The organism is Stappia sp. G46H5W (assembly GCF_058448995.1).
Genome location: NZ_JBZFLL010000004.1, coordinates 507,741 through 531,019, shown reverse-complemented (window position 1 = coordinate 531,019; position 23,279 = coordinate 507,741). Strand labels below are relative to the sequence as shown.

The 23,279-nt window shown below is 68.0% G+C and carries 22 protein-coding genes; 14 read left to right on the top strand and 8 right to left on the bottom strand.

Annotated elements, in window-relative coordinates; genetic code table 11:
- Positions 1-205: 205 nt before the first annotated feature.
- The 6 genes from ACVJ6E_RS15305 to ACVJ6E_RS15280 all read right to left on the bottom strand — a co-directional run bounded on the left by ACVJ6E_RS15305 (position 206) and on the right by ACVJ6E_RS15280 (position 4,906).
- Entirely contained in the window at positions 206-1,120 is a 915-nt protein-coding gene (locus ACVJ6E_RS15305) for a LysR family transcriptional regulator (protein WP_120269337.1), read from the bottom strand.
- A 126-nt stretch (positions 1,121-1,246) separates the two neighbouring features.
- Complete coding sequence (gene arsH, locus ACVJ6E_RS15300; protein WP_120269338.1) at positions 1,247-1,981, bottom strand: arsenical resistance protein ArsH; 735 nt, start codon at positions 1,979-1,981, stop codon at positions 1,247-1,249.
- A complete protein-coding gene (arsC, locus tag ACVJ6E_RS15295) occupies positions 1,978-2,424 on the bottom strand; it encodes an arsenate reductase (glutaredoxin) (RefSeq protein WP_120269339.1) in 447 nt (148 codons plus the stop codon). Before arsC ends, arsH begins: the two co-directional genes overlap by 4 nt.
- Positions 2,421-2,786, bottom strand: coding sequence for a metalloregulator ArsR/SmtB family transcription factor (locus tag ACVJ6E_RS15290; RefSeq protein WP_120269340.1), 366 nt, complete (start codon positions 2,784-2,786; stop codon positions 2,421-2,423). The genes arsC and ACVJ6E_RS15290 overlap by 4 nt, the downstream gene beginning before the upstream one ends.
- 123 nt (positions 2,787-2,909) lie before the next feature.
- Positions 2,910-4,643 carry a Na/Pi cotransporter family protein gene (locus ACVJ6E_RS15285; protein WP_158592697.1) on the bottom strand — a complete coding sequence of 578 codons (1,734 nt, stop codon included), beginning with the start codon at positions 4,641-4,643 and terminating at the stop codon, positions 2,910-2,912.
- 14 nt (positions 4,644-4,657) lie between these two features.
- Positions 4,658-4,906: a hypothetical protein gene (locus ACVJ6E_RS15280; protein WP_158592698.1), complete on the bottom strand. Its 249-nt coding sequence runs from the start codon at positions 4,904-4,906 to the stop codon at positions 4,658-4,660.
- On the opposite strand from ACVJ6E_RS15280, the gene ACVJ6E_RS15275 reads away from it, so the two are divergent.
- The 7 genes from ACVJ6E_RS15275 (at position 4,905) to ACVJ6E_RS15245 (ending at position 13,624) form a co-directional block, all read left to right on the top strand.
- A complete protein-coding gene (locus ACVJ6E_RS15275; RefSeq protein WP_120269342.1) occupies positions 4,905-5,696 on the top strand; it encodes an inositol monophosphatase family protein in 792 nt (263 codons plus the stop codon). The genes ACVJ6E_RS15280 and ACVJ6E_RS15275 overlap by 2 nt on opposite strands.
- Before the next feature lie 101 nt (positions 5,697-5,797).
- The gene (locus ACVJ6E_RS15270) at positions 5,798-6,841 is read left to right on the top strand and encodes an ABC transporter substrate-binding protein (protein WP_120269343.1); all 1,044 of its coding nucleotides are present in this window, start codon (positions 5,798-5,800) and stop codon (positions 6,839-6,841) included.
- Entirely contained in the window at positions 6,825-8,996 is a 2,172-nt protein-coding gene (locus tag ACVJ6E_RS15265) for an ABC transporter permease (RefSeq protein ID WP_491676479.1), read from the top strand. The genes ACVJ6E_RS15270 and ACVJ6E_RS15265 overlap by 17 nt, the downstream gene beginning before the upstream one ends.
- Positions 8,996-10,057, top strand: coding sequence for an ABC transporter ATP-binding protein (locus ACVJ6E_RS15260; RefSeq protein ID WP_120269344.1), 1,062 nt, complete (start codon positions 8,996-8,998; stop codon positions 10,055-10,057). The genes ACVJ6E_RS15265 and ACVJ6E_RS15260 overlap by 1 nt, the downstream gene beginning before the upstream one ends.
- A gap of 248 nt (positions 10,058-10,305) precedes the next feature.
- A complete protein-coding gene (locus ACVJ6E_RS15255) occupies positions 10,306-11,487 on the top strand; it encodes an acyl-CoA dehydrogenase family protein (protein ID WP_067335814.1) in 1,182 nt (393 codons plus the stop codon).
- Positions 11,484-12,803, top strand: coding sequence for an MmgE/PrpD family protein (locus ACVJ6E_RS15250; RefSeq protein WP_120269345.1), 1,320 nt, complete (start codon positions 11,484-11,486; stop codon positions 12,801-12,803). The genes ACVJ6E_RS15255 and ACVJ6E_RS15250 overlap by 4 nt, the downstream gene beginning before the upstream one ends.
- The gene (locus ACVJ6E_RS15245; protein ID WP_120269346.1) at positions 12,800-13,624 is read left to right on the top strand and encodes an FAS1-like dehydratase domain-containing protein; all 825 of its coding nucleotides are present in this window, start codon (positions 12,800-12,802) and stop codon (positions 13,622-13,624) included. Before ACVJ6E_RS15250 ends, ACVJ6E_RS15245 begins: the two co-directional genes overlap by 4 nt.
- Positions 13,625-13,685: 61 nt before the next feature.
- Here the strand turns inward: ACVJ6E_RS15245 and ACVJ6E_RS15240 are convergent, their stop codons facing one another.
- Both ACVJ6E_RS15240 and ACVJ6E_RS15235 read right to left on the bottom strand, forming a co-directional pair.
- Positions 13,686-14,624: a LysR family transcriptional regulator gene (locus tag ACVJ6E_RS15240; RefSeq protein ID WP_067335821.1), complete on the bottom strand. Its 939-nt coding sequence runs from the start codon at positions 14,622-14,624 to the stop codon at positions 13,686-13,688.
- A gap of 21 nt (positions 14,625-14,645) precedes the next feature.
- On the bottom strand, positions 14,646-15,770 hold the full coding sequence (locus ACVJ6E_RS15235; RefSeq protein WP_120269347.1) for a zinc-binding dehydrogenase: 1,125 nt from the start codon (positions 15,768-15,770) through the stop codon (positions 14,646-14,648).
- Positions 15,771-16,044: 274 nt separating this feature from the next.
- Here ACVJ6E_RS15235 and ACVJ6E_RS15230 point away from each other — a divergent pair, with 274 nt between their 5' ends.
- The 7 genes from ACVJ6E_RS15230 (at position 16,045) to ACVJ6E_RS15200 (ending at position 23,271) form a co-directional block, all read left to right on the top strand.
- Positions 16,045-17,010 carry a cyclase family protein gene (locus ACVJ6E_RS15230; RefSeq protein WP_120269348.1) on the top strand — a complete coding sequence of 322 codons (966 nt, stop codon included), beginning with the start codon at positions 16,045-16,047 and terminating at the stop codon, positions 17,008-17,010.
- Between the two features lie 62 nt (positions 17,011-17,072).
- A complete protein-coding gene (locus tag ACVJ6E_RS15225) occupies positions 17,073-18,359 on the top strand; it encodes an ABC transporter substrate-binding protein (RefSeq protein WP_120269349.1) in 1,287 nt (428 codons plus the stop codon).
- A 165-nt stretch (positions 18,360-18,524) separates the two neighbouring features.
- Positions 18,525-19,430, top strand: a complete 906-nt coding sequence (locus tag ACVJ6E_RS15220; RefSeq protein ID WP_067219993.1) for a branched-chain amino acid ABC transporter permease — start codon at positions 18,525-18,527, stop codon at positions 19,428-19,430.
- A 10-nt stretch (positions 19,431-19,440) separates the two neighbouring features.
- On the top strand, positions 19,441-20,394 hold the full coding sequence (locus ACVJ6E_RS15215) for a branched-chain amino acid ABC transporter permease (protein ID WP_120269350.1): 954 nt from the start codon (positions 19,441-19,443) through the stop codon (positions 20,392-20,394).
- On the top strand, positions 20,391-21,140 hold the full coding sequence (locus tag ACVJ6E_RS15210; RefSeq protein WP_067219696.1) for an ABC transporter ATP-binding protein: 750 nt from the start codon (positions 20,391-20,393) through the stop codon (positions 21,138-21,140). The genes ACVJ6E_RS15215 and ACVJ6E_RS15210 overlap by 4 nt, the downstream gene beginning before the upstream one ends.
- Positions 21,140-21,817 (top strand): ABC transporter ATP-binding protein, encoded by a 678-nt coding sequence (locus ACVJ6E_RS15205; protein WP_097174790.1) that lies wholly within the window; start codon positions 21,140-21,142, stop codon positions 21,815-21,817. The genes ACVJ6E_RS15210 and ACVJ6E_RS15205 overlap by 1 nt, the downstream gene beginning before the upstream one ends.
- Positions 21,817-23,271 carry an aldehyde dehydrogenase family protein gene (locus ACVJ6E_RS15200; RefSeq protein WP_120269351.1) on the top strand — a complete coding sequence of 485 codons (1,455 nt, stop codon included), beginning with the start codon at positions 21,817-21,819 and terminating at the stop codon, positions 23,269-23,271. Before ACVJ6E_RS15205 ends, ACVJ6E_RS15200 begins: the two co-directional genes overlap by 1 nt.
- Positions 23,272-23,279 lie beyond the last annotated feature (8 nt).

Genomic DNA, 23,279 nt, shown 5'->3' with positions numbered 1-23,279 from the left:
CCTGCTGCCGGTGGCAGAACCGCGCGGGGATAACCCGCATCCGGCGGCCCACGCGGTTTTGAGAGACCCAGCGCGGAAAAGGCTCAAGAAATGCAAATACGCTCATGATTTCAATGTTTTGAGCGCAACGAGAAATTGAGACGGATTTTGCGAAATTCCGTCTCGAAACGCCCCGGAATTGCAGTTTGCCGTCTCAAAACCGGCGTCAGGCGGCGTATTGGCGGGCAACGTCCGACAAAGTGGCCAGAAGCGGCGTCAGCGGCTCGCGCTGGACCATGACCAAGCCGACGGGCTCGCCCTCGTCCTCGTCCCGGGCGGGCGACTTACCCCCGCTCCGCTCGGAGGAAATCGGCACGGCGGCGATGGAGCCGGCGGAGACGAACATGCCGGCGAGCTTTTCCGGCACGACCGACGCCCACTTGCCGGTCATGACATGACCGACGAGCGCGATGATCGAGTTGGACTCGATCCGCGCCTTCGGCGTGACGCCGGCCGCTTCCAGATGGCGGTCGACGATGGCCCGGTTCTGCATGTCGGGGGTAAGAAGGCAGAGCTGCTCGCCGCCGAGCTCGTGCCAGCCGACCCGGTCGCGGGCGGCCAACGGGTCGGAGACGGCGACCAGCAGTCGGTAGCGCTCGCGGTAGAGCGGCAGCACGGTACGCCGGCGCCGCGCGTCGGCATCCAGGTAGGTGATGCCGGCGTCGAGATCGAGCCGGTCCATCTGCTCGAGAATTTCGGCCGAGGTGCGTGAGAAGATCTGGAACCGCACCTGCGGATGGCGCAGCGCGTAAGGAGAGACGAGATCGGCGACCATCGGCAGCGCCGTCGGGATGACGCCGATGCGCAAGGTGCCCTCGAGATCGGAACGCACGGCGCGCATCTCGTCGCGCAGGGCCCGCATGTCGCCGACGATCCGCAGCGCCAGCACATGCACCCGCTCGCCCTCCGGCGTCAGCCCCTGGAAGCGCGAACCGCGATGCACGAGCTGGACGTTGAGCTGGTCCTCCAGCTGCCGGATGGCCGAGGACAACGTCGGCTGGGTGACGCCGATGCTTTCCGCCGCACGCCCGAAGTGGCGCTCGCGCACCAGCGCAATGAACATTTCCAGCTTGTCGATCATTCCCGCCGCACCCGTTTTCTCCCTTATCGACGATCTGCCCTCAGGCGACCGTCGCGATTGCGCCGGACGATAGCACGGGCACGACCGGGGTGGAGGGTGCGGACGGCAAGGACAGTGGAAAGCGCGTCAGATCGAGCGCTGGTTGACCCGCGCCGAGACCTCCGCTGCCGTCTCGACCCGCTCCGAATAGCGGTCGACCAGAGCGCCAGAGCGCCCGCGCACCATCAGCGTAAACTTCACCAGTTCCTCGGTGACGTCGACGATCCGGTTGTAATAGGAGGACGGCTTCATCCGGTCGTCCTCGCCGAACTCGGCAAAGGCGCGGGCCACGGAAGACTGGTTGGGAATGGTGACCATGCGCATCCAGCGGCCGAGAATGCGCATCTGGTTGACCGCGTTGAAGCTCTGCGAGCCGCCGCAGACCTGCATCACCGCCAGCGTCTTGCCCTGGGTCGGGCGGATGCCGCCGAGCGACAGAGGCAGCCAGTCGATCTGCGTCTTCATCAGGCCGGTCATCGCCCCGTGCCGCTCCGGCGAGACCCAGACCATGCCTTCCGACCACATGGCGAGCTCGCGCAGCTCCTGCACCTTGGGATGCCCGGGATCGGCCCCGTCGACGAGGGGCAGGTCGTGCGGATCGAACATCCGCGTCTCGCAGCCGTGCCAGTCGAGCAGGCGGCGGGACTCCTCCGCAACCAGACGCGAGAAGGAGCGCTGCCGCAGCGACCCGTAGAGCAGCAGGATGCGCGGGGCATGGAAGGCCTCGCCCGGCAGGGCGTAGTCGGCCGGGTCGACCCGGCGCATCTGCGAGAAATCGATGTTCGGCAGGTCGGCGGCGGCAAGATCGGCGACGGAACTCACGAAGCCGTCTCCCCTGCCCCGGCAGCTCCACTGGAAGCGGAGCCGGCCACGACGACCTCGCCGTCTTCCTTGCGGAACGTGCCGATCGCCGCATTGGGCAGGATCTCCAGAACCGTCTCCGACGGACGGCACAGGCGAATGCCCTTTTCCGTGACGACGATGGGCCGGTTGACCAGAACCGGATGCTCCAGCATGGCGGCGAGGATCGTCTCGTCGTCGACGGACGGATCGGTGAGACCGAGTTCCTCGGCCGGCGACTTGGCAACGCGCAAGGCGGTGCGCGGCGTCAGCCCGGCGCCGGCGAACAGGGCCTGAAGCTGCGGCCGGGTCCAGCCGGTCTTGAGGTATTCGATGACGACGGGCTCCTCGCCGGAGGCGCGGATCATCTCCAGCACGTTGCGCGAGGTACCGCAGGCGGGATTGTGGTGAATGACGATGGTCATGAGCTTCCTTCGCATATGGCAGGTCCCGGCGCGCAACAGGCCGGCAGCGCCGCCAGGACGGGACGGCAGACATCGGGCGCGCCGCCGCAGCAATCTTCCATCAGGAAGGCAAGCAGCGCCGTCAGTCCGCCCATGTCGGCGAAATAGCGGATCGACCGCCCCTGCCGGCGACTGTGCAGCAGGCCGGCACGGGTGAGGATCGCAAGATTGGTGGAAAGCGTGTTCTGCCGAACCTCCAGGGCAGCGGCGATGTCGCCGGCCGTCATGCCCTCGCTCCCTGCGCGGATCAGCAGGCGCAGGACGTCGAGACGGGTTTCCTGCGACAGGGCCGCGAAGGCCGAAAGGGCATCGTTCTTTTCCATATTTCGAGAATACTAGATATATTAGACTCGTCAAGGTCGGCAATGGCGCGAGGCATGAATGCAAAACGGCCGCGCGAGGAACCGCGCGGCCGTCCTGGCCGAAATTCGGGAAAAGCGGAGCCGTCAGGCGGGCTGGGCGCCGCTGGTGCTCGTGTCGCGGAACTCTTCGGGCTTTGTCTCGCGACTACCCGGCGTCGGCGCAGGCGCCGAGGCGCGCAGGCGCGTGTCCGAAAGCTCGCCGCAGGCCTCCAGGATCGGCTGGGCGACGACAACGAAATGGCCATGGATGCGCTTCAGGTCGCGCAGCACGTCCATGTGGATCGAGGTCGTCTCCATCGACAGCTTCACCCCGTCGCGCAGCCGGGCGTAGTGGCGCTCGGCATAGTGGCGCTCCAGATCGCGGATAGTGGTCTTTTCGGCGAAGAGCCGACGCGCCAGATCCGCATCGCCAGTGGCGAAGACATTGAGCGCGGTGGCGAAGTTCGACGCGATCCGGGCATGGAAGGCGCGAAGGTCCGCAAGGCCCTCCGACGAGAAGGCGAGGTTGCCGCGCCCCTTCTTCTCCGCCAGTTCCAGCAGCTGCTTGTCGATGACGTCGCCGATATGCTCCAGGTTGGTGGTGAAGGAGAGGATCTCCATGAAGCGGCGAGAATCCTCCTCCGACATGCCCTTGCGGGACATGCGCACCAGGTGCAGCTTGATCGCCTCGTTGACCGCATCGACCGCATCGTCGGACGTGCGGATCTCGCGGATTAGCTTCGGATCGCCGGTCTCCAGCGCCTCCATCGACTTGACCAGCATCGCCTCGACCCGGTCCCCCAGCGCCAGCGCCTCGCGATGGGCGGCGGCCAGCGCCTCGGACGACATGTCGGTGGCGGCGCTGCCGAGATAGCGCGGGCGCTTGGGATCGGCCGGCTGGGCCGCGGCGGGAACCAGCCGCTCCAGCAGGCGCGACACAGGGCCGACCAGCGGAATGAAGATCAGCGCGACAACGATGTTGAAGGCAAGGTGCGCATCGACGGTCAGCCGCGCGCCGACCAGCCCGTGGCTGGTGGCGATGTCGGCGAGCACGCCGGAAAACGGCACCAGCACCGCCGCCACCGCACCGCGCATCAGCATGTTGCCGAGCGGCACGCGCTTGGTCTCCGGCGCCCCGCCCCAGTTGGCGGAGAGCGGCGCGGCAGCCGCGCCGACATTGGCGCCGAGCACGGCGGCGATCGCCAGCGTCGGCGTCACCGCCCCGGTGAGCGCCAGGGTGGCGATGACAAGGACGACGGCAAGCGAGGAATGCGCGGCCCAGGTGATGCCGGCGGCAAGGATCGCGGCCAGGATCGGTTCGCTGCCGAGGGCGGCGAGGACGAGGCCGAAGGTCTCGGATTCGGTCAGCGGCACCACGGTCAGCCGCAGGGTCTGCAGCGACAGGGTGAGCAGGCCGAGGCCGATCAGCGCCCGGCCGATGCACTGGGCCCGGTCGGCCTCCATCGACAGGAAGGTGAAGACGCCGGCGGTGACGAAGACCGGCCAGAGATAGGAGACGTCGAGCGACAGGATCTGCGCGGCGATGGCCGAGCCGACATCCGCGCCCAGCACCACGGCCAGCGCCATGGCGAGCGGCACCAGGCCGCTGCGCGAGAAGGAGGTCAGCAGCATCGCCGTCGCCGTCGCGCTCTGCATCAACACGGTGACGCCGGCGCCGGCCATCGCGGCCATCGCCCGGTTGCGCGTCGCCGACGCAAGAACCGCCCTGAGGGAGGAGCCGAACGCCCGCACCACCCCGGTGCGTACCATCCGCACGGCCCAGATCAGCAGCGCCACGCCGCCGATCAGCTGCACGAAGACCGCACTCGCACTCATCATCGTTCTGTCGTCCTCTAGTCGCGCCGGCTCTCGTCGCAATGGCCGATGCCGCTTTTCGGGCTCTTGTCCCGGGAGCAGCAATCGCCGATTGCTATTGGCGCCGGCGCCATGATCCGGTGTCCTGCCTCCAATTTTCCGGCCAGATTGGTGATTCTGACAGGGAAAAATGGCGGCAACGTGCCGAGGAAATCGCTTTTCCATCGGCCGAATACGTGGAAAAACAATGATGACAGATATTTGTCGGCTAAGTAAGAGGAAAGCATGAGCGGATCCGCCAACCCGGAAGTGACGTTGCGTTTTCTTGCTCTTCAGGGACTTGCCGCGGAAGCCGCGGCCCTGGCAATGCGGTATTTCGAGAACCGCGACGCCATGGCGATCTCCCTGAAAGGCGCCCAGGACTGGCTCACCGAGGCCGATGGGGCCGTCGAGGCGCTGATCCGCTCGCGCATCACCGAGGTCTTCCCGCAGGACAGCGTGCTGGGCGAGGAAGGCGGCGGCGAGGTGAGCGAGCGCATGTGGATCGTCGACCCCATCGACGGCACCGCCAATTTCGCCCATGGCGACAACACCTGGTGCATTTCCATCGGCTTCCTGCTCGACGGCACGCCGGAACTCGGCTGCATCGCCGCGCCCGCGCTCGGCGAGACCTTCCTTGCCCGCCGCGGCCACGGCGCCACGCTGAACGGCAAGCCGATCCAGGTCGCCGCCACCGACACGATCACCCGTGCCACGCTGGAGCACGGCTGGTCGCCGCGCCTGCCGGTCGCCGGCTATATCGACAATGTCCGCGCCCTGTTCGAGGCCGGCGCCAACGTCAAGCGCTCCGCTTCCGGCGCGATGGGCCTTGCCTCCGTCGCCTGCGGACGCAGCGACGGCTATCTGGAAGGCCACATCAACTCCTGGGACGTGGCCGCCGGCGTGGTCATCGCCAGCGAGGCGGGCGCCCGCGTCAGCAACTTCTTCAGCGGCGACTGGACGCGCGGCAATCCGATCGTCGTCGCGGCCCCCGGCGTTGCCGACGAGGCAGCCCGCGTCACCGGCCTGCCCCTGTAACCTTCCGCTAAGACAGGAGATTGACGACCGGCCCTGCGCCGTTCAAGCTGAGCCAACGAATGCACAGCTTTGCAATGATGCATCGTAATGGGAGGAGAACCATGAAGATCAACGTCAGCCTGCAGGTGCTTGCGTCAAGCGCCGCCCTTGGCCTGTCCGGACTGATGTGGGCGGTGCCCGCATCGGCCTCCGGCGAGCTCACCGTCTACTGCTCCGTCCAGGAGGAGTGGTGCCGCCCGATGGTCCAGGCCTTCGAGCGCGAGACCGGCATCAAGGTCAACATGACCCGCAAGTCGTCCGGCGAGACGCTGGCGCAGGTCAAGGCGGAAGCGGCCAACCCGCGCGGCGACGTGTGGTGGGGCGGCACCGGCGATCCGCATCTGCAGGCCGCCGAGGAGGGCCTGACGGTCGAATACAAGTCGCCGATGCTGGACCAGCTGCAGCCCTGGGCCGTGTCCCAGGCCGAGCAGTCGGGCCACAAGACCGTCGGCATCTATGCCGGCGCGCTCGGCTACTCGTTCAACACCGAGATGCTGGCCTCCACCGGCGCGCCGGAGCCGAGCTGCTGGTCGGATCTCCTGCGCGAGGAATTCCGCGACGAGGTGCAGGTCGCCAACCCGAATTCGTCCGGCACGTCCTACACGATGGTCGCGACCTTGGTGCAGCTGATGGGCGAGGACAAGGCCTTCGAGTACATGAAGGCCCTGCACAAGAACATCAATCAGTACACCAAGTCGGGCGCCGCGCCGGCGCGTGCCGCCGCCACCGGCGAGACGCTGATCGGCATCACCTTCCAGCACGACGGCGTCACCCAGGTCGTCCAGGGTGCCCCGATCAAGGTGGTGTCCCCGTGCGAGGGCACCGGCTACGAGATCGGCTCCATGTCGATCATCAAGGGCGCCCCGAACATGGACAACGCCAAGAAGTGGTACGACTGGGCGCTGACCCCGGCCGCGCAGGAAATCGGCGCGTCGGCGAACTCGTTCCAGGTGCCGTCCAACAAGGGCGCCAAGGCTCCCGAGCAGGCCCCGGACCTGTCGTCGGTCAAGCTGATCGACTACGACTTCGCCAAATACGGCTCGTCGGCCGAACGCACCCGCCTGCTGACCAAGTGGGATGCGGAGGTCGGTGCCGCGCCGAAGTAAGGCGCGCACCGTCCCCGACAGCGACAGCATCGCGATGATCGACCGTTTTCCGGTGATCCTGGCCGCTGCCGGGCTGATCGGCCCGGCGGTGCTGGCCTACCATGCCGACGACGGAACCCGCCTGGCCGGAGCGCTTGCCTCCGGCCACGTGGCGCCCGCGCTCGGCTGTCTGGCGCTGGTCCTTGCGGCCGGCGCGAGCCTTGCCGGGGCCCAGCGCGCCAGCGCCCTTGCAGGGGCGATCGGCGGCACGCTGGCGCTCCTCGCGATGATCCTCGCCGGCTTCTTCCCGGCCTTGGCCGTCGGAATCGGCTTCGCCGAGACGGAGGTCGGCCGCGCCATCGGTCCGGGCGCGGGCATTCTCGCCCTTGCCCTGGTCGCGCTCGTCGCCGGCGCCATCGCCCGCTTCGGCGCCTTCAGGAACGACCGCTTCGTCTCGGTCAGCGTCATCACCATCGGCGCGCTGGTAGTGATGTTCGTGTTCTGGCCGGTGCTGCGGATGCTGTCCGAGGCCTTTCACGGGGAGAGCGAGGCACGCGCCGCCGTCTTCCTCGACCGGCTGCTGCAGGGCGACATCTGGTCGCTCGCCTGCCTGTGGTCGACGGCCCGCTGCGGCGTCGCGCCCAACACCGTCATTCTCGGCGTTCTCGCCGCCTTCTTCTCCACCACGCTGGCGCTCGGCCTTGCCCTGATCGCCGTGCGCACCAATGTGCGCTTCCCCCGCGCCTTCGACGCGCTCGCCATCCTGCCGATCATCACGCCGCCCTTCGTCATCGGCCTTGCGCTGATCGTGCTGTTCGGGCGCACCGGCCTCATCACCACCGCCCTGTGGGACTGGTTCGGCATTCCCCGCTCGCGCTGGCTCTACGGCCTGCCCGGCGTGCTGCTGGCGCAGGTCCTGTCGCAGGTGCCGCTGTCCTTCCTGATCCTGGTCGGCTCGCTGAAGGCCCTGTCGCCGACGCTGGAAGAGGCCGCGCAAACCCTGCGCGCCACCCGCACCCGCATTCTCCTGACCGTGACGCTGCCGCTGCTGCTGCCGGCCATCGCCAACACCTATCTGCTCGCCTTCGTCGAGAGCCTTGCCGACTTCGGCAACCCGCTCGTGCTCGGCGGCAATTTCGAGGTGCTGTCGACCAAGATCTTCTTCGCCGTCGTCGGCGCCCAGCACGAGCCTGGCCGCGCCGCGGTGCTGGCCATGGTGCTGCTCGCCTTCACGCTCGCCGCCTTCCTGGTGCAGATGCGCCTGCTCGCCAACGCCTCCTTCGTCACCGTGTCGGGCAAGGGCGACAGCGGCGTGCCGGCCGCCCTGCCCAAGGGCCTGCCCGCCGGCCTGTGGAGCATCATCATTCCGTGGATCGGCCTGACCATCGCGGTCTACTCGATCGTGCTGATCGGCGGCTTCGTGAAGGATATCGGCCGCTTCGACATGACGCCGACGCTCGATCACCTGCGCACCGGCTTCCTGGTGGAATGGACCGACAACGGCCTGTTCTGGGCAGGCTCGGCCTGGGACAGCTTCTGGACCACGGTGCTGGTCTCGGCGGCCGCCGCCCCGCTGACGGCGATCATCGGCCTCCTGACCGCCTATGTGCTGGCGCGCCAGAAGTTCCGCGGCCGCAGGTCGCTGGAATTCCTGACCATGCTGTCCTTCGCCATTCCCGGCACGGTGATCGGCGTCGCCTATATCCTCGCCTTCAACGTGCCGCCGGTGGAGATCACCGGCACCGGCTTCATCCTCATCGCCTGCTTCGTCTTCCGCAACATGCCGGTCGGCGTGCGGGCGGGCATCGCCGCGCTGTCGCAGATCGATCCCTCGCTCGACGAGGCCTCGGCCACCCTGCGCGCCAGCACGGGGCGCACGCTGATGACCGTGGTACTGCCCTTGATGAAGCCGGCCATCGTCGCGACGCTGATCTTCTCCTTCGTCCATGCGATGACGGCGGTCTCGGCGATCATCTTCCTCGTCACGGCGCGCTACAACATGGCGACCGCCTATATCGTCGGCCGGGTGGAGGCCGGCGAGTACTCGCTCGCCATCTCCTACTGCGCCTTCATGATCGTCTTCATGATCGCTGCCATCGCGATAATCCGCCTCCTCGTCGGCGAGGCACGGCTGGGCCGGCGCGGCAGCGAAACCATCGCCGCAGGGGGACACTGATGGGACCGGCAAGCCTCGACTTCATCGGCGTCACCAAGCGCTACGGCGCGGTGACCGCCGTCGACGACGTCTCGTTCCGCTGCGAGGCCGGATCGCTGACCACGCTGCTCGGCCCCTCCGGCTGCGGCAAGACCACCACCTTGCGCATGATCGCCGGGCTGGAGCTGGCGAGCGAGGGGAAGATCCTGATCGACGACAAGGACGTGACGCATCTGTCGGCGGCCGAGCGCGACGTCACCATGGTGTTCCAGTCCTATGCGCTGTTCCCGCATATGAACGTGCTGGACAATGTCATGTACGGCCCGCGCTCGTCCGGCATCGGCAAGGCGCAGGCGGCCGAGATGGCGCACAAGAAGCTGAAGCTCCTTGGCCTGTCCGGCTTCGAGAGCCGGCTGCCGTCGGAGCTGTCCGGCGGCCAGCAGCAGCGCGTCGCCGTCGCCCGCGCGCTGGTGCTCGAACCCTCGATCCTGCTGTTCGACGAACCGCTGTCGAACCTCGACGCGCGGCTGCGCCGCCAGGTGCGCGAGGACATCCGCGCGCTGCAGAAGGATCTTGGCCTGACGGTGGTCTATGTCACCCACGACCAGGAGGAGGCGCTGGCCGTCTCCGACGAGGTCATCGTCATGTCCAATGCCCGCATCGCCCAGAAGGCGACCCCGCGCGATCTGTGGAACGCTCCGGCGAACCTGTTCGTCGCCGACTTCATCGGCGATGCCAATGTGGTCGACGGCACCATCACCAGCATTGCCGGCGAGACGGCGGTGCTCGACATGGCCGGCGCCAGCGTCGAGGCGCCCGCGCGCGGGCTGGAGCCCGGCCCGGTGAAGATCGCCGTGCGGCCCGACGCACTGCGCCTGGCGCCGCTTCAGGCGGGCGATGCCGGCGGGCTGACCGGAACGGTCAGGACCGCAAGCTATCTCGGCAAGCACATGGAATACGAGATCAAGACGCCGCTCGGCGAGCTCTTCATCACCGCCCCTGCCGATGGCGACGAGGTCGGGGTGGGCGCCGCGGTGCGCCTGCTGCCCAAGGGGCACGGCATCGCGGTCATTCCGCAATAGCCGGACCGACTCCGCCCGATCCGCAGGCGCGGCGAAAAACCCCGCCGCGCCCGCGACATGACCGGCGGATGGCAGGCGTCCATCCCCACGCCCCGGCCGCCACGGCGCCGCACGGGCTATAGGGCTGCGCAATAGCTCCGTGCATGCAAAGATATTTCCAGCCGGCCGCCGGACCTGCGATTTTGCGGCCAGCCAATTTCAGGGGCCGGCCCGCGTGCCGCGGCCCGCTCGAGTTCTCAGGGAAAACCATGAACGCCTTCGATCCGACAGCCGAATACAGTGCCATTCGCGACGGTGTCGCCAAGGTCTGCGCCGAGTTCCCCGGCGAGTACTGGCGCGACCTCGACGCGCGCCGCGCCTATCCCAAGGACTTCGTCGACGCCCTGATCCGCGAGGGCTATCTCGCCGCGATGATCCCGGAGGAATACGGCGGGTCGGGCCTGAATCTGTCGGCCTCCGCCGTGATCCTGGAAGAGATCCACCGCAACGGCTGCAACGCCGCCGCCTGCCACGCGCAGATGTACACGATGGGCACGGTGCTGCGGCACGGCAGCCCCGAGCAGAAGCAGAAATACCTGCCCGGCATCGCCGACGGCACGCTGCGCCTGCAGGCCTTCGGCGTGACCGAGCCGACCAGCGGCACCGACACGCTGGCGCTGAAGACCACCGCGCGGCGCGACGGCGACGACTACATCGTCAACGGCCAGAAGATCTGGATCTCCCGCGCCGAGCACTCCGACCTGATGGTGCTGCTGGCCCGCACGACGCCGCGCGACCAGGTGAAGTCGAAGACCGACGGCCTGTCGGTGTTCCTCATCGACCTGCGCGAGCTCAAGGGCAACGGCGTCGAGATCCGCCCGATCCGCACGATGATCAACCACGCGACGACGGAGATCTTCTTCGACAACGCGCGCATCCCCGCCTCCAGCCTGATCGGCGAGGAAGGCAAGGGCTTCCGCTACATTCTGTCCGGCATGAATTCCGAGCGCATCCTGATCGCCGCCGAGTGCATCGGCGATGCCAAGTGGTTCATCGAGAAGGGCTCCAACTACGCCAAGGAGCGGGTGATCTTCGGCGCCCCGATCGGCCAGAACCAGGGCGTGCAGTTCCCGCTCGCCCGCGCCTATGCGCACATGATGGCGGCCGAGGCCATCGTCTACCGCGCCGCCGCCATGTACGATGCCGGCCACAATCCGGGCGTGGAGGCCAACAGCGCCAAGATGCTGGCCGCCGACGCCAGCTGGGAAGCAGCCGAGGCCTGCCTGCAGACCCATGGCGGCTTCGGCTTCGCCGAGGAATACGACGTGGAGCGCAAGTTCCGCGAGGCGCGGCTGTACCAGGTGGCGCCGATCTCCACCAACCTGATCCTGTGCTTCATCGCCGAGCAGGTGCTCGGCTTGCCGAAATCCTACGGGGCCCCGAAGGCATGACGCTGATCGACCGCATCCTCGACCTTGCCATGATGCCCGCCGGCGAGTTGCCGGCTCCGGCGCTCGCCATGGCCCGCTTCTCGCTGTTCGACTGGCTGGTCTGCGGGCGGGCCGGCATCGATGAGCCGCTGGCGGGCAAGCTGCGCCAGCTTGCGGACGAGGAAGGCGGCCGCGGCACGGCCTCGGTGTTCGGCGGCGCGCCCGCCCCGGCGCGCATGGCCGCGCTGGTCAACGGCGCGACGAGCCACGCGCTCGACTACGACGACACCCATTTCGGCCATATCGGCCACACCTCTGTCGGCATCTATCCGGCCGCCCTTGCCGCCGGCGAGACGGTCGGCGCCAGCGCCCGCGCCGTGGTCGAGGCCTTCCTCGTCGGCGCGGAAGCCTCGGTGCGCATCGGCATGGCGCTGGGGTCCGTCCACTACAATCGCGGCTTCCACCAGACGGCGACAGCCGGCGCCTTCGGCGCTGCCATCGCCGCCGGGCGACTCTTCGGCCTGACCCGCGACCAGATGCGCGTCGCCATCGGCCTGTGCGCTACCCGCGCCTCCGGCCTCAAGTCGCAGTTCGGCACGATGGGCAAGCCGTACAATGCGGGCATCGCCGCCGCCAATGGCGTGGAATGCGCAAGGCTCGCGGCCCTCGGCTTCACCTCCGCCGACGACGGGTTGATGAACACGCAAGGCTTCATCCCCACCCATTCCGACAAGCCCGATCCGGACGCTGCCTGGCAGTCGCCGCCGCCGGAGACGTTCCTGTTCGAGGACATCAAGTACAAGCTGCATGCCTGCTGCCACGGCACCCATGCGATGATCGAGGCGCTGCGCACGGTGCGTGGGCAGGAAGGCCTCGGCATCGGCGATGTCGAGGCGATGGTGCTGCACACCAACCCGCGCTGGCTGTCGGTCTGCGACATCAAGGCGCCGCGCACCGGGCTGGAGGTCAAGTTCAGCTACAACTGGCTGGCCGGCATGGTGCTGGAGGACCGCGATACCGCGCGCGACGACACCTATACCGACGCGCTGGCGACCGACGCCGGTCTTGCCGCATTCGCCCCGCGCATCACCGTGGACGGCGACCCGGCCTTGAGCGACATGCAGGCCAAGGGCCTGCTCCGGCTGAAGGACGGACGCAGCATCGCCTTCTCGCACGATCTTGCCCGCCGGCTCGGCGAGGCGGAGCTTGCCGCCGGGCTCACCGCCAAGGCGAAGGCGCTGCTCGGCGAGGAAGGCGAACAACTGCGGCAGGCGGTCGAAAAGCTCGACCGGCTTACGGCCGCCGACCTTGGCACCCTGGTGGGAGCACGGGCATGAGCGACTATGCGGACTGGATCGGCAAGCAAAGGCGGGTGAGCGAGGCGCTCGACCGCGAGCTGCTGGAGCGCTACCGGGCGACCCTGTCGGGCATGCTGTGGCAGACCGACGTGCCGGCCGGCGTGCACTGGTGCCTGGCGCCCGACGTGGTCGAACCGGCGGATCTCGGACGCGACGGCCATCCGCGCACCGGCATCTTCCTGCCGGCGCTCCCCCTGCCCCGGCGCATGTGGGCGGGCGGTCACCTGGAATACCGCAAGGCGTTTTCGCCCGGCGACGAGGTGACCCGCGTGACGACGATCCGCGACGTGACCTTCAAGCAGGGCCGCAGCGGCCCGCTCGGCTTCGTCACGCTGGATCATGTCTACGAGGTGGCGGGCGAGGCCCATGTCGTCGAGCGCCACGACATCGTCTATCGCGAGGATCCGAAGCCCGGCGCCGGTACCGCGCCGCAGCCGGGAGAAGACTGGCAGGCGCTGGCGCGCTGGCAGGTGACGCCGACGCCAACGATGCTGTTCCGCTATTCGGCGCTGACCTTCAACGGCCACCGCATCCACTACGACCAGCCCTACGCCACCGGCGTGGAAGGCTATGACGGGCTGGTGGTGCACGGGCCGCTGCAGTCGATCTGGATGCAGAACCTTGCCGCCTCGCTGCTCGGCAAGTTGCCGGGCGCCTTCACCTATCGCGGGCTGTCGCCGCTGACCTGCGGCCGACCGGTAAGCGTCGAAGCCCGTGAGGGCGAGGACGGCGCCCTGGAGCTGCGCGTGCGGCGCGAGGAGGATGGAGTTGTCACCATGCAGGCCACCGCGAAAGCCTAGGCAACTCTAACCCGGCGGCCATCCGGCGCGCCGGAGCGAGTTGTAGAACTTCACGGCGAGGCTAGCTCTCGATCAGGTTGCCTTCCCAGATGCCGCGGCGCACGAGGTCGCGGGCGACCTCCAGCGTGATCTGCTCGACGGCGCGGCAGGCCCGGCTCGTCGAGCGGGAAGGCTTGCTGACCAGATAGACCGGGCGCGAGATCGTCGGCTCGACGATGGGCGCCTTGAGCAGCTCTCCGCGGGCGACGAAATCGTGCACGGCGGCGGGGGCGAAGATCGTGTGGCCGGAGCCGCGCGCCACCAGCTCCTTGATCTGGGTCATCGCGTCCATCTCGATGACGACGTTGAGATTGACGTCGCAGGCGGCCGCGTGCCGCTCGATGGTCTTGCGCAGCCCGTGCGAGACGCCGGGCAGGATCATCTCCAGCTTTTCCAGCGCATGCATCGGCACCGGCGCGCCGGGCGGGGTGTCGAGCGGCCAGGTATCGGGCGCGGAGAAGAAGAACAGCTGCTCGTCCAGCACGTGGATGATGCGGAAATGCTCGACCTTCTCCAGGTCGTAGATGAAGCCGATATCGACCGTCTCGTCCTCGATCCAGCTCTTGATGTAGCCGCTCATCGCCTCGATGGCGCGCAGCCGCACATCCGGCAGCTCCACCCGCACGGTCTCGGCCAGCGGCACCGACATCACCATCGACACCGACGGCGGCATGCCGAAGCCGACCTTGCCGCGAATGCCGCCGCCAAGGTCGCGCATCTCCGAGATGCAGTGCTCCATGCTGGCGCAGATCTCGCGCGCATGGCGCACCAGGAGGTGCCCTTCCTCGGTCAGCACCGTGCCGCGCGGCGAGCGCTCGACCAGCTGCACGCCGAGCTCCTGCTCCATGCGCTGGACGTATTGCGACAGGGACGGCTGGGCGACGCCCAGCACCTGCGCCGCCGCGGAGAGCGACGGCGCCTCGGAAATGGCGATGAAGTAGCGAAGGTGACGAATGTCCATGGAGGGCAGATTAGCCGGTTTTCAGCCGATCTCCACCACCTGACGGATCGCCGATCCGTCCTCCAGCCGGTCCATGGCAAGGTTGATGTCAGCCAGCGGCAAGCGGTGGCTCAGCATCTTCTCCACCGGCAGCAACCCGCGGCGATGCAGCGCGAACATGCGCGGCAGGTCGCGTTGCGGCACGCAGGAGCCGATATAGCTGCCCTTCAGCGAGCGCTCCTCGGCAACCAGCTTGAGCGCGTTGAGCGCCATGCGCGAATCCGGATGCGGCAGGCCGGCGGTGACTGTGGTGCCGCCGCGCCGGGTGATGTCGTAGGCGGTCTCCAGCGCCCGCACCGAGCCGGCCAGCTCGAACGCGTAGTCGACGCCGCCATTGGTGAGATCGCGCACCGCCTCGACGACGCCCTCGCCCGCCTTCACGGCGTCGGTCGCGCCCATCTGGCGGGCGACCTCCAGCTTGTTCTCGAACGAGTCGATGGCGACGATCTGCCCGGCTCCGGCGGCCGCAGCGCCCAGGATCGCGGCCATGCCGACACCGCCGATGCCGACCACCGCCACCTTGGCGCCCGGCTTGATATGGGCGGTGTTGAACACCGCGCCCGCGCCCGTCAGCATGGCGCAGGAAAACAGCGTCGAGATGTGCGGGGCGATGTCCTGGTCGACCTTGACCAGCGACTGGCGCGCGACGACCGCATGGCTGGCGAAGGCGGAAATGCCGACGTGATGATGCACGGGCCGCCCGTCCATCGACAGCCGGCGGTGGCCGGTCATCAGCTCGCCGACGCCGTGATGCTTGGCCGCCTTCTCGCAAAGGGCCGGCCGGCCTTCCGCACACGGGGTGCAGCGGCCGCAGCCGGGCGCGAAGATGCACACGACATGATCGCCGGGCGCGAGATCGTCGACGCCCGCGCCGACCTCCTCGACATAGCCGGAGGCCTCGTGGCCGAGCACCATCGGCAGCGGGCGCGGCCGGGTGCCGTTGATCACCGAGAGATCGGAATGGCAGACGCCCGCGGCCGCGATGCGGATCAGCACCTCGCCGGGACCGGGCGGCGCCAGCTCGACCTCGCGCACGGTCAGCGGCTTCTCCGCAGCGTAGTTGCCCTTGACCTCGCCCCGCTCCAGCACCGCCGCCGTGATCTTCATGTCTCCACCCTCTTGCTAGTCGGCCTGTCGCCGCGGCCGAAGCGCGGCATTGCCCGTTTCCGTGCGATGGTGCACCCTGAAGGCCCTCCCGGCCGGCGGATCGCACCCCGCTGTCGGGCGGATGCTAGCGGCAAACAGGCCCGAAGACAGACCCTAAATGGCTTCTCGTCTTCGGTCATAGGTTTTTGCAATAGCCGAGCACCAAGCAAATTATTGGTGCGCCCTGTCGGCAATACCTAGGCTTCTTCATCTCACATGCTTTGGGAGGAAAGCCATGAGGGTCTTCAACTGCACTGCGGCGCTCGCCGGGCTCGCGCTCGTCGCCGCCACCAGCCTTGCCCAGGCCGACAATCATAATCACGAATGGACGGAATCGCGCTGGGGCAAGGACGACCAGATCGGGTCGGCGAACCTGATGACGCCGGAGCGGGTCAAGCTCGCGGCCGAACTCGTCACCACCGGCAAGGTCTACAGCCTCGGCATGATCGTGGGCAGCGACACGCCGGCCTTTCCGCCGCGCAGCCTGTCCGTGACGGTGCTCCAGCCCAACCAGATCACCAATAGCGGGCTGGGCGAAAACGCCTTCACCTACAACGACGACATCTTCATGGGCTGGCTCGGCATCGGCCCGCAGATCGACGGTCTCGGCCATGCCGGCATCGACCACGTCTACTACAACGGCCACAAGGCCGGCGACTTCGCCAAGGCCGCGGGCCTGACCGAACTCGGCCTGCACAACCTGCCCGGCCTCGTCGGCCGCGGCGTGCTGCTCGACATGGCCAAGTTCTACGGCGTCGAGATGGTCGAGGAAGGCAAGGCCTACACGGCCGACGACGTCAAGGCCGCCGCCGCCCAGCAGGGCGTCGAGCTGCGCGAGGGCGACGTCGTGCTGTTCAACTCCAACTGGATGAACCTGCTCGACGGGCCGAACGCGGATCCCAAGCGCTTCGGCGCGGCGGAACCGGGCCTCGGCGTCAGCGGCGCCGAATATCTCGCCGAGCTGGGCGTGATGGCGGTGGGCGCCGACACCTGGGGCATGGAGGTCGTTCCGGCCGAGGTCGAGGGCGAGGCATTCCGCGCCCACCAGATCCTGCAGCCGCAGAACGGCATCTACATCCTGGAGAACATGGATACCCGCGAACTGGCAAAGGACGAGGCATACGAGTTCCTCTTCGTTCTCGGCCAGGCCCGCCTGAAGGGCGCGGTGCAGATGATCATCAACCCGATCGCGATCCGCTGATCGGGCAAACGGACACGCGGGCGGCACGCAATCGCCCGCGGCTACTCGAAGGGAGTGAAACCATGCGGAAATTCCTGCTCACAACGGCGGCGATCCTCGCTGCCCCGATCGCCGCTCTGGCGGCGGAAAAGCCGGCCGAGCTCAAGGTCGGCGTCACCACGTTCCTCACCGGGCCGGCCTCCGTGTTCGGCGTACCGGCGCGCGATGCGGCCGAGATCATCGTCGGCAAGCTGAACGCCGAAGGCGGCATCGGCGGCGTGCCGGTCGCCCTGTCCTTCATCGACGAGGGCGCCGGCGCCGAGGCGCTGACCACCGAGTTCCGTCGCCAGGTCGAGGGCGGCGCGCATGCCATGATGGGCGCGATCTCCTCCGGCAACTGCCAGACGCTCGCCCCGCTGGCCGAGGACCTCAAGGTCCTGAACCTGATGTGGGACTGCGGCACCCAGCAGATCTTCGAGAAGAACGACTACAAGTACGTCTTCCGCACCCAGGCGAACGCCACGCCGGAGATGCTCGCCACCGTGCTCTACCTGCTGAAGGTGAAGCCGGACTTCAAGACCATCGCCGTCGTCAACCAGGACTACGCCTGGGGCCGCGACAGCTGGCAGATCTTCTCCGCCGCGCTGAAGGCCCTGAAGCCGGACGTCGAGGTGGTCGGCGAGTTCTTCCCGAAGTTCGGCGCCGCCGACTTCTCGACCGAGATCTCCCGCCTGCAGGCGATGCAGCCCGACGTCATCCTGTCGACCTCCTGGGGCGGCGACCTCGACACGTTCATCCAGCAGGCGGCCCAGCGCGGCCTGATGAACACCTCGACCTTCGTCATCCCGCTGGCCGAAAGCTCCCTGGAGCGTCTCGGCTCGACCCTGCCGGCCGGCCATATCGTCGGCGCGCGCGGCGACCACTACTTCCTGCATCCGGACCGTCGCGACGACGCGGACTTCAAGGAGTTCATGGCAGCCTTCGAGGAAAAGACCGGCGCCCATGCCATCTACCCGGTCTTCCACATGTCGCAGGCGCTCGCCGCGCTGAAGGCGGCCTACGAGAAGGCGATCGCGGCCAAGGGCGGCGAATGGCCGGAAGAGGACGAGGTCATCGCGGCCTTCGAGGGCCTGACCTTCCAGGGTCTCGGCCGTGAGATCACGATCCGCGAGGACAACCAGGGCATCGAGGCCCAGCTCCTCGGCATGAGCGTCCAGAGCGGCGAGTATCCCTTCGCCACGCTGGAAAACATCATGATCTTCGACGGCGCCGCGCTGACCACCCCGGTCGGCCAGGAATCCGTCGAGTGGGTCAGCAAGCTCACGCCCGAATATGTCGAGGGCGTCAAGGTCGACACCTACGAGAAATAAGAAGCGCCGGGACAGAACGGGCGGACCAGGGCAGGCGTGCCCGGGTCCGCCCTCCCCGGCCTTCCTCCCGGCCCGCCCCGGACGGCACCCCGTCCGGGGCGGTTGCCAACGACGCCGCCGCGGCAAGCCTGCGGACTGTTCCGCCCATCGACCGAATGGACGACCATGAACCTCACCATCTTCCTTCTGGCCCTGTTCGACGGCATCGCCTATGCGGCCCTCGTCTTCAGTGTCGCCGTGGGGCTCACGCTGATCTTCGGCGTGATGCGCATCCTCAACGTCGCGCACGGCTCGCTCTATGCGGTCGGCGCGTATCTGACGGCCACGCTCACCGGCTACGTGCTGGCGCTCGGTTTCGCGCCGCTGCTGGCCTTCCCGCTGATGATCGTCTCGGCGGTCCTGGTCGGCGTGCTGCTCGGCGGCCCGATCGAATGGCTGCTGCTGCGACGGATCTACAACAAGCCGGAAGTGCTCCAGCTGCTGGTCACCTTCGCCGTCTTCATGATCCTGGAGGACGTGCAACGGCTGGTCTGGGGCACCCAACCCTATTTCCAGGCCTCGGCGCTGCAGGCGCTCGGCATGGTGAAGGTGTTCGGCGTCAACTACACCGTCTACCAGCTGATCCTGCTGCCGCTGCTGGCGCTGACGCTGCTGGTGGGCCTGCGCTTCTTCCTGCGCCACACCATCCTCGGCAAGCTGATCCTGGCGACCACCGAGGACCGCGAGGCGGCCCAGTCCATCGGCATCGATGCCGACAAGGTGTTCCTGGTGACCTTCATCGTCGGCGCGGCCCTTGCCGGGCTCGGCGGCGCGCTGGCCTCCCCGACCACCTCGATCCTGCCGGGCATGGGCGCGGACATGATCGTGCTGTCCTTCGCCGTGGTGGCGACCGCCGGCCTCGGCCAGATCGAAGGTGCGGCCTTCACCGCGCTGCTGATCGGCCTCGGCCGCTCCTTCGCGGTCTATGTCTGGCCGGAGACGGCGGTGCTCGTCCCCTATCTCATCATGCTGATCGTCCTGCTGGTGCGCCCGGAAGGGCTGTTCGGCAGCCCGACCGCGCGCAAGATCTGAGGAGGAACGGATGACCTTTCGTCTGGCCATTCCGGCCCTGCTCCTGCTCGCCATCGCCGCGATCCCCTTCGCCGCGCCGCAGCTCCAGCTCCTGATGAACCTGGCGCTCGCCAAGGGCATCGCCGTCGTCGGCGTGACGGTGCTGCTGCGCGCCGGCCAGGTGTCCTTCGGCCACGCGCTCTACTTCGCCATCGCCGCCTATGCCGCCGCCTTCCTGTCGGCCTCCATGCCCGGCGCGGATCTCATCCTGGTGCTCGTCGTCGCGGTCGCCGGCGCGGTGCTGTCCGGCGTCATCGTCGGCCTGTTCGTGGTGCGCTACCGCGGCATCTTCTTCGGCATGCTGAACCTTGCCTTCTCGATGATCTTCTGGTCGATCCTGGAGAAGTTCTACCACTACACGGGCGGCGCCGACGGCATCCGCCTGCCGCGCCCGACCGTGTTCGGCATGGCGCTGGAGCGCGGTCCGTTCGAACTGATCATGTTCTACCTGTCGGTGGCCCTGGTGCTCCTGCTCGGCTGGTTCACCATGCGCTGGTTCGCCTCGCCCGCCGGCCAGATCTTCCAGACCATCAAGACCAACGAGACCCGCCTGCAATATCTCGGCGTCTCGCCGCAGCGCGCGCTGCTGTCCGGCTACATCCTGTCGGCGGCCCTGTGCGGCACCGGCGGCGTCATCATGGGCATCGTCCAGGGTGTCGTGACGCCGGAATTCGCCTGGTGGATCCGTTCGGGCGAGATGGTCTTCATCGCCGTGCTCGGCGGCGCGGGCTCGGTCGCCGGCGCCTTCGTCGGCGCGGTCATCTACGAGACCATCCGCACCTACGCCTCGGCCTTTGCCGGCGACGTATGGCAGATGGTGCTCGGCGGCTTCCTGCTCGTCATCATCCTGTTCGCACCCAAGGGCGTGATCGGCATCTACGACGCGGCGCTTGCCCGCCTGACCGGCAAAGGGAGGTCGGAATGAGCGAGATCCTTCTCGAAGCCCGCAACCTGCAGATCAGCTTCGGCGGCGTGGTCGCTGCCGACGACGTGTCGCTCGCCATCGAGCGGGGCAAGAACCTTGCGATCATCGGCCCGAACGGCGCCGGCAAGACGACGTTCCTGAACATCTGCACCGGCTGGATCAAGCCGACCAAGGGCAAGGTCTATTTCGAGGGCCAGGACGTCACGCCGCTGCCGCCGCGCCGCATCGTGCGGCTCGGCGTTGCCCGTGCCTTCCAGATCCCGCAGCTGTTCACCGAGCACACCGCGCTGGAGAACCTGCTGATCTCGGCCGCCGCCCGCGAGCAGCTGCGCCATCCGCTGCAGGACCTGCACCGCATCCGCGAGCGGGCCGAGATGCTGCACCTGCTCGACATGGTCGGCTGCGCCGATGTCGCCGACCGGCTGGTGGTGGAGCTCTCGGAAGGCCAGCGCAAGCTGGTCGACATCGCCGTGGCGCTGGCCCTGCGGCCGAAACTGCTGCTGATGGACGAGCCGACCTCTGGCGTCGCCTCGTCGGAGAAGTTCAAGATCATGGAAATCCTGGTCAAGGCCCTGTCCGAGGCGAAGGTGACGAGCGTCTTCGTCGAGCACGACATGGGCATCGTCTCGCGCTACGCCGACGAGGTGGCCGTGTGGGCCGCCGGCCGGCTGCAGATGCAGGGATCGCCGGAGGAAATCCTGCGCCATCCCGACGTGATCCGCGACGTTATCGGGGAGGCCGTGTGATGCTGGAGCTGAACAATGTCGGCGCCTCGATCGGCATCATCCCGATCCTGCGCAATCTCGACGTCACCGTCGGCGCCGCCGAGACCGTGGCCCTGATCGGCCGCAACGGCGCCGGAAAGACCACCTTCCTGCGCTCGATCATGGGCTTCACCACGGTGACCGGATCGATCCGCTTCGAGGGTGAGGACATCACCGGCCTGTTGCCGGCGAAGCGTCCGGGCCTGGGCATCGGCTACGCGCCGGAGGACCGGCGCCTGTTCTCCGCCTTCACGGTGGAGGAGAACATCCTGCTGCCGGCGCAGGTCGCCAAGCTGGATGCGACCGAGACCAAGCGTCGGCTCGACCGGGTCTACGACATCCTGCCGGAGCTGAAGACCATGGCCGGCCGCCCGGCCGGCAACGTCTCCGGCGGTCAGGGCAAGATGGTCGCGCTTGGCCGCGCCCTGATGCTGGGCACGCGCCTCGTCATGCTGGACGAGCCGTTCCAGGGCCTCGCCCCGGCACTTGCGCTGCGCTACGCCGAGGCGCTGAAGGCGCTGCGCGACGCCGACCGGACGGTGACCCTGATCATCACCGAATCCAACCCCTCCCTGCTGCGCGGCTTTGCCGGCCGCACGCTCCTGATCGAGCGCGGAGAAGTCTCCGAAAGCTCGCTCGAGCACGAAAGGACCCACTGATGACTGCCACAAACGTCCCCCTGCCCCGCGCCCTCAACCTGATCGACGGGAAATGGGTGCCGGCGGCTTCCGGCAAGGAGATGGACGTGCGCTCGCCGATCGACGGCGAGGTGTTCACGAAGATCGCCGACAGCGGCCCCGAGGATGTCGATGCCGCGGTCATGGCCGCCCGAGCCGCCTTCGACGGCGGCCCCTGGTCGAAGCTGACGGCGGCCGAGCGCGGCCGGCTGATGGTCCGCCTCGGCAACCGCATCCTGGAAGAAGCCGAGGCGCTTGCCCGGCTCGAGACCATGGACAACGGCAAGCCGATCAAGCAGTCGCGCGCCGACATGATCGCCACCGCCCGCTACTTCGAATATTACGGCGGCGCGGCCGACAAGGTGCATGGCGAGGTCATTCCCTTCCTCAACGGCTACAACGTGCAGGTCTTCCGCGAGCCGCACGGCGTCACCGGCCACATCATCCCGTGGAACTACCCGGCGCAGATGTTCGGCCGCTCGATCGCCCCGGCGCTGGCCATGGGCAATGCCACCGTGCTGAAGCCGGCCGAGGATGCCTGCCTGACGGCGCTGCGCATCGGCGAGCTGGCGATGGAGGTCGGCTTCCCGGCCGGCGCCATCAACATCGTCACCGGCCGCGGCGAAGTCGCCGGCAAGGCCCTGTCCGAGCATCGCAAGGTCGACTTCCTGTCCTTCACCGGCTCGCCGGAAGTCGGCGTGCTGATCCAGACGGCAGCGGCGCGCAACTTCATCGGCTGCACGCTGGAGCTCGGCGGCAAGTCGCCGCAGATCATCTTCGACGATGCCGATCTCGACGCGGTCTATCCGGTGCTGGTCAACGCCATCATCCAGAACGGCGGCCAGACCTGCTCGGCCGGCTCGCGCGTGCTGCTGCAGCGCGGCATCTACGACAAGGTGATGGCCGAGCTGAAGACCCGCTTCGAGGCGGTCGCGGCCTCCGATTCCGGCGAGGATGCCGTGCTCGGACCGCTGATCTCCGCACGCCAGAAGAAGCGGGTGGAGACCTATATCGCCGAGGCCGATGCGCCGCTGGTCGCCCGCGGCACGGTGGCCAAGGGCTCGCCGGAAGGCGGCTACTACGTCGCCGCGGCCCTGTTCGGCCCCTGCGACCCGAACTCCAGAATCGCCCAGGAGGAAGTGTTCGGCCCCGTGCTGTGCGCCATTCCCTTCGAGGACGAGGCGGAGGCGATCCGCATCGCCAACGGCACAGAGTACGGCCTCGTCGCCGGCATCTGGACCCGCGACGGCGGCCGCCAGCAGCGCGTCGCCAAGGCGATGCATTGCGGCCAGGTCTTCATCAACGGCTACGGCGCGGGCGGCGGCATCGAGCTGCCCTTCGGCGGCATTCGCAAGTCCGGCCACGGCCGCGAGAAGGGCTTCGCGGCGCTGCACGAGTTCTCCCACATCAAGACCGTCGTCCACAATCACGGCTGAGGACAGCA

Coding starts and splice junctions, on each gene's coding strand:
- ACVJ6E_RS15305 (WP_120269337.1), bottom strand. CDS start 1,120: ATGATCGACAAGCTGGAAATGTTCATTGCGCTGGTGCGCGAGCGCCAC.
- arsC (WP_120269339.1), bottom strand. CDS start 2,424: ATGACCATCGTCATTCACCACAATCCCGCCTGCGGTACCTCGCGCAAC.
- ACVJ6E_RS15290 (WP_120269340.1), bottom strand. CDS start 2,786: ATGGAAAAGAACGATGCCCTTTCGGCCTTCGCGGCCCTGTCGCAGGAA.
- ACVJ6E_RS15285 (WP_158592697.1), bottom strand. CDS start 4,643: ATGATGAGTGCGAGTGCGGTCTTCGTGCAGCTGATCGGCGGCGTGGCG.
- ACVJ6E_RS15275 (WP_120269342.1), top strand. CDS start 4,905: ATGAGCGGATCCGCCAACCCGGAAGTGACGTTGCGTTTTCTTGCTCTT.
- ACVJ6E_RS15280 (WP_158592698.1), bottom strand. CDS start 4,906: ATGCTTTCCTCTTACTTAGCCGACAAATATCTGTCATCATTGTTTTTC.
- ACVJ6E_RS15270 (WP_120269343.1), top strand. CDS start 5,798: ATGAAGATCAACGTCAGCCTGCAGGTGCTTGCGTCAAGCGCCGCCCTT.
- ACVJ6E_RS15260 (WP_120269344.1), top strand. CDS start 8,996: ATGGGACCGGCAAGCCTCGACTTCATCGGCGTCACCAAGCGCTACGGC.
- ACVJ6E_RS15255 (WP_067335814.1), top strand. CDS start 10,306: ATGAACGCCTTCGATCCGACAGCCGAATACAGTGCCATTCGCGACGGT.
- ACVJ6E_RS15250 (WP_120269345.1), top strand. CDS start 11,484: ATGACGCTGATCGACCGCATCCTCGACCTTGCCATGATGCCCGCCGGC.
- ACVJ6E_RS15245 (WP_120269346.1), top strand. CDS start 12,800: ATGAGCGACTATGCGGACTGGATCGGCAAGCAAAGGCGGGTGAGCGAG.
- ACVJ6E_RS15240 (WP_067335821.1), bottom strand. CDS start 14,624: ATGGACATTCGTCACCTTCGCTACTTCATCGCCATTTCCGAGGCGCCG.
- ACVJ6E_RS15235 (WP_120269347.1), bottom strand. CDS start 15,770: ATGAAGATCACGGCGGCGGTGCTGGAGCGGGGCGAGGTCAAGGGCAAC.
- ACVJ6E_RS15230 (WP_120269348.1), top strand. CDS start 16,045: ATGAGGGTCTTCAACTGCACTGCGGCGCTCGCCGGGCTCGCGCTCGTC.
- ACVJ6E_RS15225 (WP_120269349.1), top strand. CDS start 17,073: ATGCGGAAATTCCTGCTCACAACGGCGGCGATCCTCGCTGCCCCGATC.
- ACVJ6E_RS15220 (WP_067219993.1), top strand. CDS start 18,525: ATGAACCTCACCATCTTCCTTCTGGCCCTGTTCGACGGCATCGCCTAT.
- ACVJ6E_RS15215 (WP_120269350.1), top strand. CDS start 19,441: ATGACCTTTCGTCTGGCCATTCCGGCCCTGCTCCTGCTCGCCATCGCC.
- ACVJ6E_RS15210 (WP_067219696.1), top strand. CDS start 20,391: ATGAGCGAGATCCTTCTCGAAGCCCGCAACCTGCAGATCAGCTTCGGC.
- ACVJ6E_RS15205 (WP_097174790.1), top strand. CDS start 21,140: ATGCTGGAGCTGAACAATGTCGGCGCCTCGATCGGCATCATCCCGATC.
- ACVJ6E_RS15200 (WP_120269351.1), top strand. CDS start 21,817: ATGACTGCCACAAACGTCCCCCTGCCCCGCGCCCTCAACCTGATCGAC.